Genomic DNA, 18,111 nt, shown 5'->3' on the forward strand with positions numbered 1-18,111 from the left:
CGGCCGCAGGTTCCCCAAAGTGCCATCAGTCGCGGAAGTTATTGAACTGCAGCGGCATCTCGAAGGTCTTGGCGCGCAGGGCAGCGATGGCCTCTTGCAGGTCGTCACGTTTCTTGCCGGTGACGCGCACCTGCTCACCCTGGATGGCGGCCTGGACTTTCAGCTTGGCGTCCTTGATATGCGCCACGATCTTCTTCGCCAGTTCCTTGTCGATGCCTTCCTTGAGGACGGCTTCCTGCTTCATCAGCTTGCCGGACGCGTAGGCGTCCTTGACTTCAAGGCACTGCACGTCGATCTTGCGCTTGACCAGGGCGAGCTTGAGGATCTCGATCATCGCTTCCAGCTGGAAATCGGCTTCAGCGGTCAGGTTGACGGTCAGTTCCTTTTCCTTGAATTCGAAACTGCCCTTGCCTTTCAAGTCATAGCGACGGTCCAGTTCCTTGACGGCGTTCTCGACGGCGTTGGTGACTTCGTGTTTGTCCAGTTCGGATACCACGTCGAACGAAGGCATGTCATTTCTCCAATATAAGGGGCGGGCTCAGTAGAGATGGAGCGCGCCCAAGCTAAAATGCCGGGGCATTATAGCGGTTCTTTCGCCCCATTCGCTGTGAGCGACCCTACGGAGCACAAACTGATGTCGACCACCTGGCATATTCTCGGCGCCGGCAGCCTCGGCACGCTGTGGGCCACCCGCCTGGCCCGCGCCGGCCTGCCGGTGAAGCTGATCCTGCGCGATGCGGCACGCCTGGCCAGCTATCAGGCGGCCGACGGGCTGACCCTGGTGGAGCACGGCGTAGCGCACACTTACCCGGTACTCGGCGAAACGCCTGACAGCCCCGAGCCGATCCATCGCCTGCTGGTGGCGTGCAAAGCCTACGATGCCCAAAGCGCCGTCGCACACCTGCAATCGCGCCTCGCGCCCGGCGTCGAATTGATCCTGCTGCAAAACGGCCTGGGCAGCCAGGACGCCGTCGCCGCGCAGTATCCCCAGGCCCGCTGCATTTTTGCCTCCAGCACCGAAGGCGCGTTTCGCGACGGCGATTGGCGCGTGGTGTTTGCCGGCCACGGCTACACCTGGCTGGGGGACGCCAGTCACCCCACGGCCCCGGTGTGGCTGGACGACTTGCGCGCCGCCGGCATCCCTCACGAATGGAGCAGCGACATTCTTACGCGCCTGTGGCGCAAGCTCGCACTCAATTGCGCCATCAACCCGCTGACCGTGCTGTACCAATGCCGCAATGGCGGCCTGCAAGCCCATCAGTGCGAAGTCGCAACCTTGTGCGCCGAACTCACCGAGCTGCTGCAATGCTGCGGCCAACCGGCAGCGGCGCAGGACCTGCAGACGGAAGTGGAACGGGTGATCCAGGCCACGGCGGCCAATTACTCTTCGATGTACCAGGACGTGGCCAGCGCGCGGCGCACCGAAATCAGCTACCTGCTGGGCTACGCCTGCCAGGCCGCCGCTCGGCATCGGCTGACGCTGCCGCATCTGCAACAGGTGTACACGCGCCTCGTCGACCAGCTGGTTGCACGCGGATTGCCCCGCGACTGAGGCACGCGCTACCCTGCCCACTCGTCTATTACCTGTGAAACCCCTGATGCCACTGCGCCAGCGTCTTGAAAACCTACCGGTAGGGCAGAAACTGCTGGCCGCCCTGCTGGTGTTGCTGACCACTGTGTTACTGGTGGCCAACCTGACTTTTATCAGCGCCGCTTACTGGATCTCCCAGGAGAGCATGGCGCCCCAGGCGCTGCAGGCGATTGGCCGGCTGGTGTCCAACCCGGCGCTTGCCGCCGAAGCCCTTGAGTCTCCGGCCAAGGCCGACGCCCTGCTCAATGAGCTGACCAGCTATTCGCCGCTGCGCGCAGCCGCGTTGTACGACGCCGAGGGCAACCGCCTGGCACAGATGCAACACGGCGACCGCCTGCACCTGCCGGGCAACTACCGGGATATCGAAGCCTGGCGCCTCACCGAGTTTCGCAGTAACCAAGTCATCACCCTGCCCCGCCCCGGCCAGCCTTCCGGGCATTTGTTGCTGGTGGCCAGCAGTGAGCTACCGGTGGCGTTCTATACCGGCACGCTGACGGCGAGCCTGGGCATCCTGATTTTCAGCGTGCTGCTGTGGCTGGTCATCGCCCGGCAGATCAAACGCCTGATCACCCGGCCGATCCATGAGCTGGAAGAGCTGTCGCGCCAGGTCACCCGCGAAGAGAACTACGCCCTGCGCGCCGGCCGTGGCAACCATGACGAAATCGGCAGCCTGGCCGAAGCCTTCAACACCATGCTGTCGCGCATCGAGGCCCGCGAGCAGCAGCTCAAGCGCGCGCGCGATGAGTCCCAGGCGGCCTACGACCAGGCACAGGGCCTGGCCGAAGAAACCCGCCACACCAACCGCAAACTGGAGCTGGAAGTCCAGGTGCGCAGCAAGATCGAGAAAAAACTCACCGGTTTCCAGAACTATCTCAACAGCATCATCGACTCGATGCCCTCGGCGCTGATCGCCCTGGATGAACAGCTCTATGTCACCCAGTGGAACCAGGAAGCCACCGCACTTTCCGGCACACGCCTGGATGAAGCGCTGAACCAGCCGATCTACCTCGCTTTCCAGCCGCTCAAACCCTACCTGCCGCAGATCAAGGCCACGGTCGAGCAACACACGGTGGAGCGCATCGAGCGTGTCACCTGGGTCAAGGACGATGAATCCAAGCATTACGCCCTGACGTTCTATCCGCTGATGGGCGGCGCCGGGCGCGGTGTGGTGATCCGGATCGATGACATCACCCAGCGCCTGTCCCTGGAAGAAATGATGGTGCAGTCGGAAAAGATGCTCTCCGTCGGCGGCCTTGCTGCGGGTATGGCGCATGAAATCAACAACCCGCTGGGGGCGATCCTGCATAACGTGCAGAACATCCGCCGCCGGCTGTCCCCCGACCTGCCCAAGAACCTGGAACACGCCGAACAAGTGGGCATCGAACTGCAGACGGTCAACCGTTACCTGCAAAGCCGCGAAGTCCCACAATTGCTCGACGGTATCCAGCAGGCCGGCGCGCGGGCGGCGAAAATCGTCACCCACATGCTCAGTTTCAGCCGGCGCAGCAATCGGCAGATGGCGCCGTGTGATTTGCCGGCGCTAATCGACCAGGCGGTGGAAATCGCCGGCAACGACTTTGACCTGGCGATCGGCTTCGACTTCAAGGGCCAGGCGATCATCCGCCAGTTCGACCCGCAGCTCGGCCCGGTGCCCGGCACCGCCAACGAGTTGGAACAGGTGCTGCTCAACCTGCTGAAAAACGCGGCGCAGGCCATTCACCAACGCGAAGACGACCGCGAGCCGGGGCGCATCATCCTGCGCACCCGCCTCAACCCGCCCTGGGCGGAGATCCAGGTCGAAGACAACGGCATCGGCATGAGCGAAAACGTGCGCAAACGCACCTTCGAGCCATTCTTCACCACCAAGGAAATCGGCCAGGGCACCGGGCTGGGGTTGTCGGTGTCGTACTTCATCATCACCAATAACCACAAAGGGCAGATGGAAGTGCATTCCACCCTGGGCCAAGGCACCTGTTTCACGTTGCGCCTGCCCCTGGCCGGCAGCCAATTGTCCCCCGCTGAACTTACCCAACTGGAGCACTGATCATGGGCTTTCGCCTGTCGAAGATTTACACCCGTACCGGCGACCAGGGTGAAACCGGGCTCGGCGACGGTCGCCGCGTGCCCAAGGACCACCCGCGGGTGGAAGCCATCGGCGAAGTCGACACGTTGAACAGTCAGCTGGGCTTGCTGCTGGCCGGCCTTGAAGAGCAAAGCGGCAAGCATCCGCACCTGAAGGACGTGATCGAAGTGCTGACGCCTTGCCAGCATCGTCTGTTCGACCTCGGCGGCGAGCTGGCGATGCCGGTGTACAAAGCGCTGAACGCGGCAGAGGTGAATCGGCTGGAGGCAGCGATTGATCGCTGGAACGAAGAGGTTGGGGCGCTGGAGAACTTCATCTTGCCCGGTGGCTCAGCGCTGATCGCCCAGGCCCACGTGTGCCGCAGCGCAGCACGCAGTGCCGAGCGCCGCTGTCAGCACCTGAATGCGGTTGAACCGTTGGAGGGGGTGGCTTTGGCGTATATCAACCGGCTGTCGGATTTGCTGTTTGTGGCGGCGCGGGTAATTGCCAAGCGCCAGGGTGTGGCGGAGATTTTGTGGCAGGCGGCGGCCAAACCCCACTGATTATCAGGTGTCTGGTCTGGCGCCATCGCGGGCAAGCCCACTCCCACATTTGGATTTGTGAACACCTTCCAATGTGGGAGTGGGCTTGCCCGCGATGAGGCCAGCAAACGCTAGATCAATCTTGCGGCCAGAACGCCCGAATCCCTGCCACACCTTGAGCGCCGGCATCCCATGCCTGCTCGCGCTCAGCAGGCCCAACGCCACCCAACAGATACACCGGCTTGCTGAACCCGCGGATCAGCTCTGCCGCCTGTTCCCAACCCAACGGTCGGGCATCGGGATGGGTCTGGGTCGGCTGCACCGGCGACAGCGTGACAAAATCCACGTCCATCAATTCCGCCAGCGCCAGTTCCTCGGCGTTATGGCAAGACGCCGCCAACCAGCGATCCTTCGGCAGCGGGCGGCCCTTGCTTGCGTATTTGCGCAGTTGCGCCGAGGTCATGTGCCAACCGGCCGCGGGAAAATCCCCCAGCCATTCGAACGGGCCCTTGAGCATCAGTTGCGCCTTGCCGGCACACAGGCCCACGGCGTCTACCGCCAGGTCACGGTACTTGGGGTCGTAACCGTTAGGGGCGCGCAGTTGCACCAGCTTGATGCCGCCCGCGATGGCTTTCTGGATACCGCGCAACAGCGGCGCGGTTTCCAGCTCGCCCGGTGTGATCAGGTAGTCGCCGGGCAACCGTGCGGCGGCAACGATCGGCGCATTGGCCGCTGGGAACTCATAGTTGAGCAGGTCACGCGCCGCGACCCATTCCAGGGGTTGACCTTCGGCGCCGTGTGGCTCGCCGGTAAAGGCCGAGACTTCCCAGACATCCAGCAACACCTGCTTATCCGGGTAATCATGCTGCACCTTGATCAACGGTCGCGCCGTGGTGACCTGGATGCCCAGCTCTTCCTGCAACTCGCGGGACAGCGCCGTGGCGACCGACTCGTCGGCCTCCACCTTGCCGCCGGGAAACTCCCAGAGGCCGCCCTGATGCTGGGTATCGGCACGGCGCGCCAGCAGGATTCTGCCGTCGACGCCGCGGATCACCGCTGCTGCTACATGCACTCGTTTCACCGCGTTTATCCTCCGGGCTTCAGGTACGGTATTCCGCGTTGATCTTCACGTACTCGTGGGACAGGTCCGTGGTCCAGATGGTTTCGCTGCACTCGCCGCGACCCAGCTCGATGCGGATGGTGATTTCTTCCTGCTGCATCACCGCCGAACCCTGGGCTTCGGTGTAGCTCTCGGCGCGGGCGCCACGGCTGGCGATGCACACGTCACCGAGGAACACGTCGATCTTGCTCACGTCCAGGTCCGGCACGCCGGCACGGCCGACGGCGGCGAGGATACGGCCCCAGTTCGGGTCGGAGGCGAACAACGCGGTCTTGATCAGCGGCGAGTGCGCCACGGTGTAACCGACATCCAGGCATTCCTGGTGGTTGCCGCCGCCGTTGACTTCAACCGTGACGAACTTGGTGGCGCCCTCGCCGTCACGCACGATGGCCTGGGCCACATCCATGCACACTTCGAACACCGCTTGCTTCAACGCGGCGAACAGCGGGCCGCTGGTGGAGGTGATTTCGGGCAGGTTGGCCTGGCCGGTAGCGATCAGCATGCAGCAATCGTTGGTGGAGGTGTCGCCGTCGATGGTGATGCGGTTGAACGACTTGTTGGCGCCGTCCAGCATCAAGCGCTGCAGCACGTCGCGGGAGACTTTGGCGTCGGTGGCGATGTAGCCAAGCATGGTGGCCATGTTCGGGCGGATCATGCCCGCGCCCTTGCTGATGCCAGTGACGGTGATGGTCACGCCGTCATGCACAAACTGACGGCTCGCGCCCTTGGGCAAGGTGTCGGTGGTCATGATGCCAGTGGCGGCGGCCGCCCAGTTATCCACAGACAGGTCATCCAGCGCGGCTTGCAGGGCGCCTTCGATTTTTTCCACCGGCAGCGGCTCACCGATCACTCCAGTGGAGTACGGCAGCACCTGGCTGGCGTCGACGCCGGCCAGTTGTGCCAGTTTGGCGCAGGTCCGCGCGGCGGCGACCAGGCCAGGCTCGCCGGTGCCGGCGTTGGCATTGCCGGTGTTGGTCAGCAGGTAACGAATCGGACCGGCCACGCGCTGCTTGGCCAGGATAACCGGCGCGGCGCAGAAGGCGTTGAGGGTGAACACACCGGCGACGGTCGAGCCTTCAGCACAGCGCATCACCACGACATCCTTGCGCCCCGGGCGTTTGATGCCGGCCGAAGCGATACCGAGTTCAAAACCGGCAACCGGGTGCAATGTGGGCAAAGGACCAAGACCAACAGCCATGAATGCGCTCCTTAAAAATAGATGATGTCTGTGCCGTCGCGTTCGACGGTGGGAATTAATGGCAAAACGCCGCGACGGCTGATGCCGGTCGCGGCGCGGGGTGTTGCAGCGTCAGGCGAAAATCTTAGTTGATTTCGCCGTGGCAGTGTTTGAACTTCTTGCCCGAACCGCACCAGCACAACTCGTTACGGCCCAGCTTCTGCTCGTTGCGCACCGGCGTCTGAGCCAGGGCCACATCGACCTCTTCGCCCAAGACCTCAGGCGCTTCAAGACCTGGCGCTTCCTCATGCTGGAACTGCATGCGCGCCGCCAGTGCCTCGGCTTCCTCACGCAGGCGCGCTTCTTCCTCGACCGGGTCTTCGCGACGCACCTGAACGTGGGACAGCACGCGAATCGAATCGCGCTTGATCGAATCCAGCAGTTCGGAGAACAGCGTGAACGACTCGCGCTTGTACTCCTGCTTCGGGTTCTTCTGGGCGTAGCCACGCAAGTGGATACCGTGACGCAGGTGATCCATGGTCGACAGGTGGTCTTTCCACAGGTCGTCCAGCACGCGCAGTACGATTTGTTTCTCGAAAGTGCGCAGCGCTTCGGCACTCGCCTGCTCTTCTTTCTCGTTGTACGCGGCCAGCAGCTCGGTCATCAGCTTCTCGCGCAGGGTTTCTTCGTACAGGTGATCGTCTTCGTCCAGCCACTGCTGAACCGGCAAGTCGACACCGAAGTCGCTCTTCAACGCGGCTTCCAGGCCGGCAACATCCCATTGTTCTGGCAGGGACTGTGGCGGAATGTGTGCGCTGACGGTGGCGTTGAGCACGTCCTGACGGAAATCGGCGATGGTCTCGCCAATGTTGTCGGCGGCCAGCAACGTGTTACGCATGTGATAGATCACTTTACGCTGTTCGTTGTTGACGTCATCGAACTCGAGCAGTTGCTTACGAATGTCGAAGTTGCGGCCTTCGACCTTGCGCTGGGCCTTCTCGATGGCGTTGGTCACCATGCGGTGCTCGATCGCTTCACCGGACTGCATGCCCAGGGCTTTCATGAAGTTCTTCACCCGATCCGAGGCGAAGATACGCATCAGGCTGTCTTCCAGGGACAGGTAGAAACGGCTGGAACCGGCGTCACCCTGACGACCGGCACGACCACGCAGCTGGTTGTCGATACGGCGCGATTCGTGACGCTCGGACGCGATCACCTGCAGGCCGCCGGACTCCAGCACCGCCTGGTGGCGTTTCTGCCAGTCGGCTTTGATCTGGGCGATCTGCTCGGGAGTCGGGTTGTCCAGGGAAGCCACTTCCACTTCCCAGTTGCCGCCCAACAGGATGTCGGTACCACGACCGGCCATGTTGGTGGCGATGGTCAGTGCGCCGGGGCGACCGGCCTGGGCGATGATCTCGGCTTCTTTTTCGTGGAACTTGGCGTTGAGGACCTTGTGCTCGATGCCTTCCTTGTTGAGCAGGTTGGACACGTGCTCAGACGTTTCGATCGTCGCGGTACCCACCAGGATCGGACGCCCCTGGGCCATGCCGTCCTTGATGTCGTTGATGATCGCCGCGTATTTCTCTTCGGCGGTCAGGAACACCAGGTCGTTGAAGTCTTTACGCGCCAGCGGTTTGTTCGGCGGGATGACCACAACCGACAGACCGTAGATCTGGTGGAATTCGAACGCTTCGGTGTCGGCCGTACCGGTCATGCCGGACAGTTTGTTGTACAGACGGAAGTAGTTCTGGAAGGTGGTGGAAGCCAACGTCTGGCTTTCGGCCTGGATGTTGAGCACTTCCTTGGCCTCGATGGCCTGGTGCAGGCCCTCGGACAGACGACGACCCGGCATGGTACGCCCGGTGTGTTCGTCAACCAGGACGACCTGGCCGTCCTGGACGATGTATTCGACGTTGCGATGGAACAGCTTGTGCGCGCGCAGGCCGGCATACACGTGGGTCAGCAGGCCCAGGTTATGGGCCGAGTACAGGCTTTCGCCCTCGGCCAGCAGGCCGATCTGGGTCAGCATGTCTTCGACGAACTGGTGACCGGCTTCGTTGAGTTCGACCTGACGGGTCTTCTCGTCGATGGTGAAGTGACCTTCTTTGGTCACCACGCCTTCCACTTCCTCGATGTGCTGCTCCAGGCGCGGGATCAACTTGTTGATCTCGGTGTACAGGCGCGAGCTGTCTTCGGCCTGGCCGGAGATGATCAGCGGGGTACGGGCTTCGTCGATGAGGATGGAGTCGACTTCGTCGATCACGGCAAAGTTGAGTTCGCGCTGGAATTTTTCTTCCATGCTGAACGCCATGTTGTCGCGCAGGTAGTCGAAACCGAATTCGTTGTTGGTGCCGTAGGTGATGTCGGCAGCATAGGCCGCACGCTTCTCTTCCGGCGGCTGGAACGGCGTCACGACGCCGACGGTCAGGCCGAGGAATTCATACAGCGGGCGCATCCAGTTGGCGTCACGGCGGGCCAGGTAGTCGTTCACCGTCACAACGTGCACGCCCTTGCCGGACAGCGCGTTGAGGTAAACCCCCAGGGTCGCCACCAGGGTCTTGCCTTCACCGGTACGCATTTCGGCAATCATGCCTTCATGCAAGGTCATGCCGCCGATCAGCTGGACGTCGAAGTGGCGCATGCCCATGACACGCTTACCGGCTTCACGGGCGACCGCGAAGGCTTCGGGAAGCAACTTGTCGAGGGTTTCACCTTTGGCTATGCGGGCCTTGAACTCTTCGGTCTTGGCGCGCAATTGCTCGTCCGAAAGGGCAACCATCTGCTCTTCGAAGGCATTGACCAGCTGCACCGTCTTGAGCATGCGTTTGACTTCGCGCTCATTCTTGCTTCCAAAAAGTTTCTTTAACAAAGGCGCAAACATATCGGCAGGTTCTTCCACACATAGGGATGGAGGGCGCACCGTGAGTGGCCCGAGCGGCCCTCACGGGCGCATGCGAACGCGCATTCTACCCGGAATCGTGGGTGAGGAAAGTGGCGTTGTTCCCCAATGCAGGCATGAGCCCGTGAGAGGGCTCATTTAAAATAAGGGCTTTTACCGGAACTTCAACCCATGGAGTGCATTGATTTCGCAGATAAAGCCCCGCCAATGCATTGCCTGGGGGTCCACAGGCGCTTTCTGCTAAGATGGCGGCTCTGTTACTTAAGGTGTCTGATCATGGCGTTTCGCCCTCTTACAGCCCGCGCGCCCAGCGTGTTGCTTCGCGAAGCCAAGCCGTTGAAAGCCATCTTCAGCCATGCGCAACGCCTGGGCCACCTGCAACGCCTGGTTGAAAGCCAATTGCAACCGGCAGCGCGGGAACATTGCCATGTCGCCTCGTGGCGCGAGGGCAACCTGCTGCTTATTGTCACAGACGGCCATTGGGCGACACGCTTGCGCTATCAGCAAAAACGCTTGCAGCGACAATTGATGGCGTTTGATGAGTTTGCCAGCCTGACGCGTATCCAATTCAAGGTGCAACCGCCGACCGTTCCGCAAGGCGCGGCGGGGCACACCATGGATTTATCGGCGAATGCGGCCGAAACCATTCAGGCAACGGCCGACGGCATCAGCGATCCGGGTTTACGCGCGGCGCTGGAACGCCTCGCCGCGCACGCCAAGCCCAAAGCCTGATCGGCTATCTACGCTTGCTGCCGCCCAGCAACGACCCCAGCAAGCCCCGCACCAATTGGCGCCCCACCTGATTGGCGGCCTGTTGCATGGCTGACTTGAGCGCCTTGCCGGCCGCAGTCCCGAGGAATGCGCCGGCTCTGTCGGTAAAGCTCGGCTCTTCGCTCACCGGCTTGGCTTCTTCGGCTTCGGCCGGGCCCAACGCCTTGCGCGCCATCAGCACTTCATAGGCCGATTCGCGGTCAATCGGCTTGTCATAGCGGCCCTGCAACGGCGAACTGGCAATCAGGGCGGCGCGTTCGGCGTCGCTGAGCGGGCCGATCCGCGATTGCGGTGGCGCGACCAACACGCGCTGGACGACTTCCGGCGTACCCTTTTCCTGCAAAGTGCCCACCAGTGCTTCACCGGTGCCCAGCTCTGTCAGGACCGACAACGCATCAAATGTCGGATTGGGCCGAAAACCGTCCGCCACCGCGCGCAGTGATTTCTGCTCTTTGGTGGTGAATGCGCGCAGGCCATGCTGGATACGCAAGCCAAGTTGCGCCAACACGCTGTCAGGCAAGTCCCCGGGCGATTGCGTGACGAAATACACACCCACGCCTTTCGAGCGAATCAACCGCACCACCTGTTCGAGGCGGTCCTGCAAGGCCTTGGGCGTATCGGCAAACAATAAGTGCGCTTCGTCGAAAAACAGCGCCAGCAGCGGCTTATCGGCATCGCCGCGTTCAGGCAACTGCTCGAACAGTTCAGCCAGCAGCCATAAAAGGAAGGTTGCGTACACCTTGGGGGCTTCGTGGACCAGGCGGCTGGCGTCGAGCAGGTGGATACGCCCGCGACCATCGCTGGCGGGTTGCAAAATATCCTCGAGCTGCAGCGCCGGCTCGCCGAACAACGCTTCCGCGCCCTGCTGCTCCAGCACCGCCAGGCGCCGCAACAGCGCCTGGCTGGAGCCGGTGGTCATCAGCGCCGCATCTTCACCCAGCAGTTCCGGGTGGTAGCGCAAGTGATTGAGCAGCGCCTTGAGGTCCTTCAAATCCAGCAGTAACAGGCCTTCGCGGTCCGCCACCTTGAAGGCGGCATATAACGCTGACTGCTGGCTGTCGGTGAGCTCCAGCAGGCTGCCGAGCAGCAACGGCCCCATTTCACTGATGGTGGTACGCAATGGATGACCGGACTCACCGTGAATATCCCACAGCGTGACCGGATACGCCTTGGCCGTGTAATTCAGGAAAGGCATGCCGGCGATGCGCTCGGCCACCTTGCCCTGGGGGTTGGCCGCAGCGCCGAGACCACAAAGGTCGCCCTTGATATCCGCGGCGAATACCGCCACGCCCGCATCGCTGAACGCTTCTGTCAGGCGTTGCAGGGTGACGGTCTTGCCAGTGCCCGTGGCACCGGCAACCAACCCGTGACGATTGGCCAGGCGCATGGCCTGGGCGATGGGCTGGCCATCAAGGCCGGCGCCGATAAGGAGTTGCGTGGAGTCAGGCATTTCGTCACCTATGGTTAATCTTTCGTGCCGCAAGGTCGATACACATCAATGTAAGACCCACAAAGTCTAAAAACAGGTCAGACAGCTCCTACAGGGACCTCACAGGGCTATCGCCAGAAATATCACACCTTTTTTGACGCTACCATTCTGCGCATCCCATAAGGACGCGTTTTGGATATTAAGACCTTAGCGGACCCTTCAGGCCATGAATAAAAACCTGCGCTTCAGCCACAAAATCCTGCTTGCTGCCTCCCTTATCGTCATCGCCGCCTTCGCGCTGTTTACGCTTTATAACGACTACCTGCAACGCAACGCAATTCGCGAAGATCTCAACAATTACCTGCATGAAATGGGTGATGTCACTGCCAGCAACATTCAAACCTGGCTCACCGGGCGCATTGTCCTAGTGGAAAACGCGGCACAAAATATTGCGATCAATCCCGACCCCAAGGTGGTCGCCAGCCTGCTGGAACAGAAAGCCCTGACCTCCTCGTTCATGGCAACCTACGTGGGCGACAGCCAGGGCGCGTTCACTATCCGCCCCGACACCAAGATGCCGGACGGTTTCGACCCACGCGTTCGTCCTTGGTACAAAGGCGCCCAGAGCAGCAATGGTTCGACCCTGACCGAACCCTATATCGATGCCGCGACGGGGCAATTGATCATTTCCATCGCGACCCCCAGCGCCCAGGGCAGCCAGAGCATCGGCGTGGTCGGCGGCGACCTGAGCCTGCAAACCCTGGTGGACAACATCGGCGCGCTGAACTTCGGCGGCATGGGCTACGCGTTCCTGGTCAGCGCCGACGGCAAGGTGCTGGTCCACCCGGACAAAAACCTGGTGATGAAAACCCTGGCCGACGTCTACCCGAAACACACGCCGAAGATCAGCAGCGACTTCAGTGAAGTCGAGGCCAACGGCAAGGACAACATCGTGACCTTTACGCCGATCAAGGGCCTGCCGTCGGTGAACTGGTACCTTGGTATTTCCGTGGATAAAGCCACCTCCTTCGCCATGCTCAGCGAATTCCGCACCTCGGCGATCATCGCCACGATCATTGCCGTGGTAATCATCATCGCCTTGCTCGGCATGCTGATCCGAGTGCTGATGCAACCGCTGCACGTGATGACTCGCGCCATGCAGGACATCGCCGATGGCGAGGGCGACCTGACCCGTCGCCTGAGCATCCAGAATCACGACGAATTCGGCATCCTGGGTAATGCGTTCAACCGCTTCGTGGAGCGGATTCATACGTCGATCCGCGAAGTGTCCTCGGCCACCGGGCAGGTCAATGAAGTCGCCCTGCGGGTGGTCAGCGCGTCCAACTCGTCGATGATCAACTCCGACGAGCAGGCCAACCGCACCAACAGCGTCGCCGCGGCCATCAACCAATTGGGGGCCGCCGCCCAGGAAATCGCGCGTAACGCCGCACAAGCCTCGAACCAGGCCAGCGATGCGCGGCACTTGGCCGAAGACGGTCAGCAGGTGGTTGAACGCAATATCAAGGCAATGACTCAGTTGTCCGCGATGATCAGCGCTTCCAGCAGCAACATCGAAGCACTTAACAGCAAAACGGTGAATATCGGGCAAATCCTCGAAGTGATCACCAGCATCTCTCAGCAAACCAACCTGCTGGCGCTCAACGCCGCCATCGAGGCGGCGCGCGCCGGGGAAGCCGGACGTGGGTTTGCGGTGGTGGCCGACGAAGTGCGTAACCTGGCGCACCGCACCCAGGAATCGGCACAACAGGTGCAAACGATGATCGAGGAGCTGCAAGTCGGCGCCCGGGATTCGGTCAGTACCATGAGCGAAAGCCAGCGCCACAGCCTCGACAGCGTGGAAATCGCCAACCTGGCCGGCGAACGCTTGAACAGCGTGACCCAGCGCATCGGCGAGATCGATGGGATGAACCAGTCGGTCGCCACCGCCACCGAGGAGCAGACCTCGGTGGTCGAGTCGATCAACATGGACATCACCGAGATCAACACACTCAATCAAGAAGGCGTGGAAAACCTGCAATCGACCCTGCGCGCCTGCGCCGACCTGGAACAGCAGGCGGCACGGCTGAAGCATCTGGTGGGCAGTTTCCGTATCTGACCGACACCACAGAACCTTGTGGGAGCACAGGTCCGCCTTGCGCCCACATTGACCTTTATCAACTTGAGCGCGCGCGCCCCCAATTCCGATCGAACATCTATCATTACCTCAGGTCCACGTAAGGAGAGCTACGGATCGGAGGAATGTTCATCGTGCATATCGCGGACATCACCATGTTCTACGCCCCCGCCAGCGGTGGCGTACGCACTTATCTCGACGCCAAGCACCGGCGTCTGACGCTCAAGCCCGGCATTCGCCACAGCCTGTTGGTCCCCGGCGCGCACTTGAGCGAACGGGATGGGATATTCAAGGTGCCGGCCCCCGCCCTCCCCTTCGGCAAAGGCTACCGCTTCCCCCTTCGGCTCGCGCCTTGGCGAAATGTCCTGCACGATTTACAGCCCGATCTGATCGAAGTCGGCGACCCGTACCTGACCGCCTGGGCGGCGCTGGATGCACGACGCCAACTGGATGTGCCCGTCATTGGTTTTTATCACTCGGATCTGCCGCTGCTGGTGAGTAACCGCATGGGGTCGTGGTTTACCCCGAACGCTGAAGCCTACGTCAGCAAACTCTATGGGAATTTCGACCGGGTACTGGCGCCCAGCCAAGTGATGGCTGACAAGCTCATCGGGCTTGGGGTGAATAATGTCTTCGTGCAGCCGCTGGGGGTCGACCTGCAGACGTTCTGTCCGGACGTCCGCGACCCGGGCTTGCGCGCCGAACTGGGGATCGCCGCGGATACCCGGCTGCTGATCTTCGCCGGGCGCGGTTCCAAGGAAAAAAACCTGCCGCTGCTGCTCAACTGCATGAAACGCCTGGGGGACAACTACCACTTGCTGTTGGTGGGCTCCGGCATGCCGGCCAGTGTGCCGGACAACGTCACCGTGATCGATGGGTTCCGCCCCGCCCAGCATGTCGCCCGGCTGATGGCCAGCGCCGACGCGCTGCTGCATGGCGGCGATCAGGAAACCTTCGGCCTGGTAATACTGGAGGCCATGGCCTGCGGCATACCGGTGGTCGCCGTGGCGGCCGGCGCATTTACCGAGATCATTGACGAGCGCTGCGGCCTACTGTGTACGCCCAATAATCCACGGGCCATGGCCGATGCGGTGCGCGAGCTGTTCGGTGCCGACAGCCGTCGCCTGGGCGCGCAGGCTCGGCGTCATGTCGAACAGCATTACGCCTGGGAGACGGTCGTCGACAGCCTGTTGACGCACTATTATGCGGTGCTGGGCAGCCACAAGCCGATGCTTGCCCATGGATGAGCGTTCGGTGCTGCTGGTGCTGCACGATGTAGCGCCGCAGACCTGGGCCGACTACCGCCCATTCGTCGCAGCCGTCGACGCGTTGGGCGGCGTGCCCATCACCTGGCTGGTGGTGCCGGAGTTTCATCATCATGACGCCCTGACCGCCCATGACGACTTTCGCCGCCTGCTGGACAGCCGCGTGGCCAAGGGCGATGAGCTGACCTTGCACGGCTACTACCATTGCGACGATCAACCGGCTCCGCGCACCCCCAAAGCCTGGTTCATGCGGCGCCTGTATACCCATGAGGGTGAGTTCTACCAACTGCGCCAGGATCAGGCGCTGCAGCGTATCAGCGATGGCATCGCGGTATTCCGTCGCTACGACTGGCCGCTGCAAGGCTTTGTCGCTCCCGCCTGGCTGATGAGCCGCGGCACCCGCGAGGCACTGCGCCAATTGCCGCTGACCTACACCAGCGACCCGCAGCATCTGTACCGGCTACCCGACTTCACGCCGGTCAACGCCCCGGGGCTGGTGTGGAGTGCGCGCAGTGCCTGGCGCCGAGGTCTGTCCAAGTGTCTCAGCGACCGACGGGAACAGCGCTGGCAGGCGGCCCCGGTGATTCGCCTGGGACTGCACCCGGTGGACATGCGCCACGAATTTTCCCGCCGCTACTGGCTTGAAACCCTACAACGCCTGCTCAACGCCGGACGCACACCACTGACCAAGGCCGCTTGGCTGGCCACCCAGCCATGAGCCGGGTGATCTGGCTGCTGCTGGGCCTGCTGCTGGCGCTGGCGATTCCCGTGTGGCTGGGAGGTGGCGAAACCGTTACGCGCCTGAAGCAATTCCCGCTGCCCCAACTGTCGCTGATGTTCGGCATGATTATCCTGTGCTGGCTGATCAACAGCGTGCGTATCCGCTTATTACTGGGCGAGCAACGCGGCCAACTGGGGCGACTCAACAGCCTGGGCGTGGTGATATCGACCGAATTCGCCATGTGCGCCACGCCCGGAGGTAGCGGCGGGCCACTGACACTGATGGTCCTGCTGGCGCGCAACGGCATACGTCCGGCCCATGGCAGCGCGGTGTTCGCCATGGATCAGTTGAGCGACTTGCTGTTTTTTTTCTGCGCACTGGTGGGGATCGCGTTGTACGCAGTGTTCCACAGCCTCAGCCCACGCCTGGAGTGGCTGTTGGGGCTCAGTGCGGCATCGATGGTGGGCGCAGTGTTCAGCGCTGTGCTGCTGGTGCGCTTTCATCGCCGCCTGATACGCCTGAGCGGCACCTTGCTCCAGCGATGCAAGGTAAGCACCGCGACTCGCCGGCGCTGGGCGCGCAAAGTATTGCGCTTCCTGGCGGCATTTACCCAAACGCTGAAATTGCCGTGGCGCACCCTGTCCGCCGTGTTTGCCTTGACCAGCCTGCATTGGATACTGCGCTACAGCGTGCTTTACCTTGCGGTGCAAGGGTTGGGAGGCGATGTGCAGTGGGCCTGGAGTTTCCTGATCCAGATGCTGTCGCTGACGGCGGGCCAGTTCAGCCTTATGCCCGGCGGGGCCGGTGCGGCGGAGTTGACGTCAGCGGCCTTGCTGGCGCCCTGGCTGGGCAAATCCAGCGCAGCGGCGGCGATTCTGATCTGGCGGGCGGTGACCTACTATTTCTATCTGCTGGCCGGTGGGCCGGTGTTTCTGCTGATGCTCGGCAGGCCGCTGCTCAAGCGTCTGTTTCAGGGGACGCCGGCCGTTTCTGCAACTCGTCCCACAATTGGGCTGCCCCAGGAAAGTCAGTACCATCCTCGGCCTCCAGCTCATCCGGGTCATAGCGACTCAGACACCCCTCGCCCAACGTAGCGGGCGCCCTGGACGTAGCTTTATCGAGTGGATCGGTCATGGGCTTGTCCTGCTGGGCAGATCAATGAAAAAAGGCCTGGGACGATTTAACGCCCAGGCCCTTCATTCTTCAATCAAAACGCGTTGATCAGAACACGACTGTTTTGTTGCCGTGTACCAGCACGCGGTCTTCCAAGTGATAGCGCAGACCACGGGCCAGGACCATTTTCTCGACGTCACGGCCGAAGCGCACCATGTCGTCAATGCTGTCGCTGTGGCTGACACGCACCACGTCCTGCTCGATGATCGGGCCGGCGTCCAGTTCTTCGGTGACGTAATGGCACGTTGCGCCAATCAACTTCACGCCACGCAGGGAAGCCTGGTGGTACGGTTTGGCACCGACAAACGACGGCAGGAAGCTGTGGTGAATGTTGATCACCTTGCCGGCGTATTCGCGGCACAGTTCCGGCGGCAGGATCTGCATGTAGCGCGCCAGCACCACGACGTCGGTTTCATGCTGCTTGACCAGACGGGACACCTCGGCGAACGCCGGTTCCTTGTCCTGCGGGTTGACCGGCACATGGTAGTACGGGATGCCATGCCACTCGACCATGCTACGCAGGTCGTCGTGGTTGGAGATCACGCAGGCGATCTCACAGTCCAGCTCGTCGCTGTGCCAGCGGTGCAGCAAGTCCGCCAGGCAGTGCGATTCACGGCTGGCCATCAACACCACACGTTTTTTCTGCTCGGTATCGCTGATGTGCCAGATCATCGAAAACTCTTCGGCGATCGGCGCAAACGCCTCGCGAAACGCCTCAAGGCCAAAGGGCAGCGTATCGGCACGGATTTCGTGGCGCATGAAGAACCAACCGCTGAGATTGTCCGAGTGATGGCTCGCCTCGGTGATCCAGCCGTTGTGGGAGGCCAGAAAGTTACTGACTTTGGCAACGATGCCAACCCGGTCCGGGCAAGCGATCACCAGCCGAAAAGTGTGCATTAGGGGGGAACTCCAGAACTTCGCAAAGGCGGTCATTCTAGCGATTACGCAGAAAAACTGCAGTATCCGTTGACGCTTATTCTGCCCTCACCTTGACCACACCCCTTAATAACGTAGGGTTTTACCACCGCTATATGCATGTGCATCGGCACGCTCAGGCAGTTAGCGGAAATTAAGCAGGTAGTCTTTGCCCATACCCGCTACTAATTAACTCGTTTGCATAGATTTGCCACAAACATTCAAAGTAATTCACATAAATGTTCCCTTAAATGTTTACTTGGGGAAATAGCCTGACTATTATTGGGCCACTATCCCTGTCAATCAGCGCTC

Annotated in this window: 14 protein-coding genes and 1 pseudogene; 9 read left to right on the plus strand and 6 right to left on the minus strand. The window is 61.6% G+C overall.

What is annotated here, in order from left to right; translation table 11 throughout:
* Nucleotides 1-25: 25 nt before the first annotated feature.
* A complete protein-coding gene (locus JN756_RS25760; protein ID WP_017847115.1) occupies nucleotides 26-511 on the minus strand; it encodes a YajQ family cyclic di-GMP-binding protein in 486 nt (161 codons plus the stop codon).
* 123 nt (nucleotides 512-634) lie between these two features.
* Between JN756_RS25760 and JN756_RS25765 the strand changes: the two genes are divergently transcribed.
* The 3 genes from JN756_RS25765 to JN756_RS25775 are packed head-to-tail and all read left to right on the plus strand — an operon-like array spanning nucleotide 635 to nucleotide 4,216.
* A complete protein-coding gene (locus tag JN756_RS25765) occupies nucleotides 635-1,552 on the plus strand; it encodes a putative 2-dehydropantoate 2-reductase (RefSeq protein WP_046490063.1) in 918 nt (305 codons plus the stop codon).
* A gap of 46 nt (nucleotides 1,553-1,598) precedes the next feature.
* Nucleotides 1,599-3,635, plus strand: a complete 2,037-nt coding sequence (locus tag JN756_RS25770) for a sensor histidine kinase (RefSeq protein WP_026140048.1) — start codon at nucleotides 1,599-1,601, stop codon at nucleotides 3,633-3,635.
* 2 nt (nucleotides 3,636-3,637) lie between these two features.
* A complete protein-coding gene (locus JN756_RS25775; RefSeq protein ID WP_017847112.1) occupies nucleotides 3,638-4,216 on the plus strand; it encodes a cob(I)yrinic acid a,c-diamide adenosyltransferase in 579 nt (192 codons plus the stop codon).
* 115 nt (nucleotides 4,217-4,331) lie between these two features.
* Here JN756_RS25775 and JN756_RS25780 read toward each other — a convergent pair whose 3' ends face one another.
* The 3 genes from JN756_RS25780 to secA form a co-directional block, all read right to left on the minus strand.
* Nucleotides 4,332-5,276, minus strand: coding sequence for a Nudix family hydrolase (locus tag JN756_RS25780; protein WP_201021474.1), 945 nt, complete (start codon nucleotides 5,274-5,276; stop codon nucleotides 4,332-4,334).
* Nucleotides 5,277-5,295: 19 nt separating this feature from the next.
* The gene (gene argJ / locus JN756_RS25785) at nucleotides 5,296-6,513 is read right to left on the minus strand and encodes a bifunctional glutamate N-acetyltransferase/amino-acid acetyltransferase ArgJ (protein ID WP_026140046.1); all 1,218 of its coding nucleotides are present in this window, start codon (nucleotides 6,511-6,513) and stop codon (nucleotides 5,296-5,298) included.
* Nucleotides 6,514-6,637: 124 nt separating this feature from the next.
* Nucleotides 6,638-9,373 (minus strand): preprotein translocase subunit SecA, encoded by a 2,736-nt coding sequence (gene secA, locus JN756_RS25790; RefSeq protein ID WP_017847109.1) that lies wholly within the window; start codon nucleotides 9,371-9,373, stop codon nucleotides 6,638-6,640.
* Between the two features lie 294 nt (nucleotides 9,374-9,667).
* Here secA and JN756_RS25795 point away from each other — a divergent pair, with 294 nt between their 5' ends.
* Complete coding sequence (locus JN756_RS25795; RefSeq protein WP_017847108.1) at nucleotides 9,668-10,123, plus strand: DUF721 domain-containing protein; 456 nt, start codon at nucleotides 9,668-9,670, stop codon at nucleotides 10,121-10,123.
* Between the two features lie 4 nt (nucleotides 10,124-10,127).
* Here the strand turns inward: JN756_RS25795 and JN756_RS25800 are convergent, their stop codons facing one another.
* Nucleotides 10,128-11,612, minus strand: coding sequence for a helicase HerA-like domain-containing protein (locus JN756_RS25800; protein ID WP_201021475.1), 1,485 nt, complete (start codon nucleotides 11,610-11,612; stop codon nucleotides 10,128-10,130).
* A gap of 205 nt (nucleotides 11,613-11,817) precedes the next feature.
* Between JN756_RS25800 and JN756_RS32500 the strand changes: the two are divergent.
* The 5 genes and pseudogenes from JN756_RS32500 to gpgF all read left to right on the plus strand — a co-directional run.
* Nucleotides 11,818-12,849: pseudogene (locus JN756_RS32500) on the plus strand (HAMP domain-containing protein); the annotation flags it as partial.
* Nucleotides 12,850-12,942: 93 nt separating this feature from the next.
* Entirely contained in the window at nucleotides 12,943-13,707 is a 765-nt protein-coding gene (locus tag JN756_RS32505) for a methyl-accepting chemotaxis protein (RefSeq protein ID WP_370737559.1), read from the plus strand.
* A gap of 143 nt (nucleotides 13,708-13,850) precedes the next feature.
* Nucleotides 13,851-14,972: an N-acetylglucosaminyl phosphatidylglycerol synthase gene (gene gpgS / locus JN756_RS25810; protein WP_046382247.1), complete on the plus strand. Its 1,122-nt coding sequence runs from the start codon at nucleotides 13,851-13,853 to the stop codon at nucleotides 14,970-14,972.
* Nucleotides 14,965-15,708, plus strand: coding sequence for an N-acetylglucosaminyl phosphatidylglycerol deacetylase (gene gpgD, locus JN756_RS25815; RefSeq protein WP_017847104.1), 744 nt, complete (start codon nucleotides 14,965-14,967; stop codon nucleotides 15,706-15,708). The genes gpgS and gpgD overlap by 8 nt, the downstream gene beginning before the upstream one ends.
* Nucleotides 15,705-16,805 (plus strand): glucosaminyl phosphatidylglycerol flippase, encoded by a 1,101-nt coding sequence (gpgF, locus tag JN756_RS25820; protein ID WP_046382245.1) that lies wholly within the window; start codon nucleotides 15,705-15,707, stop codon nucleotides 16,803-16,805. Before gpgD ends, gpgF begins: the two co-directional genes overlap by 4 nt.
* Nucleotides 16,806-16,932: 127 nt before the next feature.
* Here the strand turns inward: gpgF and purU are convergent, their stop codons facing one another.
* On the minus strand, nucleotides 16,933-17,781 hold the full coding sequence (gene purU / locus JN756_RS25825; RefSeq protein WP_017847102.1) for a formyltetrahydrofolate deformylase: 849 nt from the start codon (nucleotides 17,779-17,781) through the stop codon (nucleotides 16,933-16,935).
* Nucleotides 17,782-18,111 lie beyond the last annotated feature (330 nt).

The sequence above is a fragment of the Pseudomonas sp. Y39-6 genome (genome assembly GCF_023651955.1).
GTDB lineage: Bacteria > Pseudomonadota > Gammaproteobacteria > Pseudomonadales > Pseudomonadaceae > Aquipseudomonas > Aquipseudomonas veronii.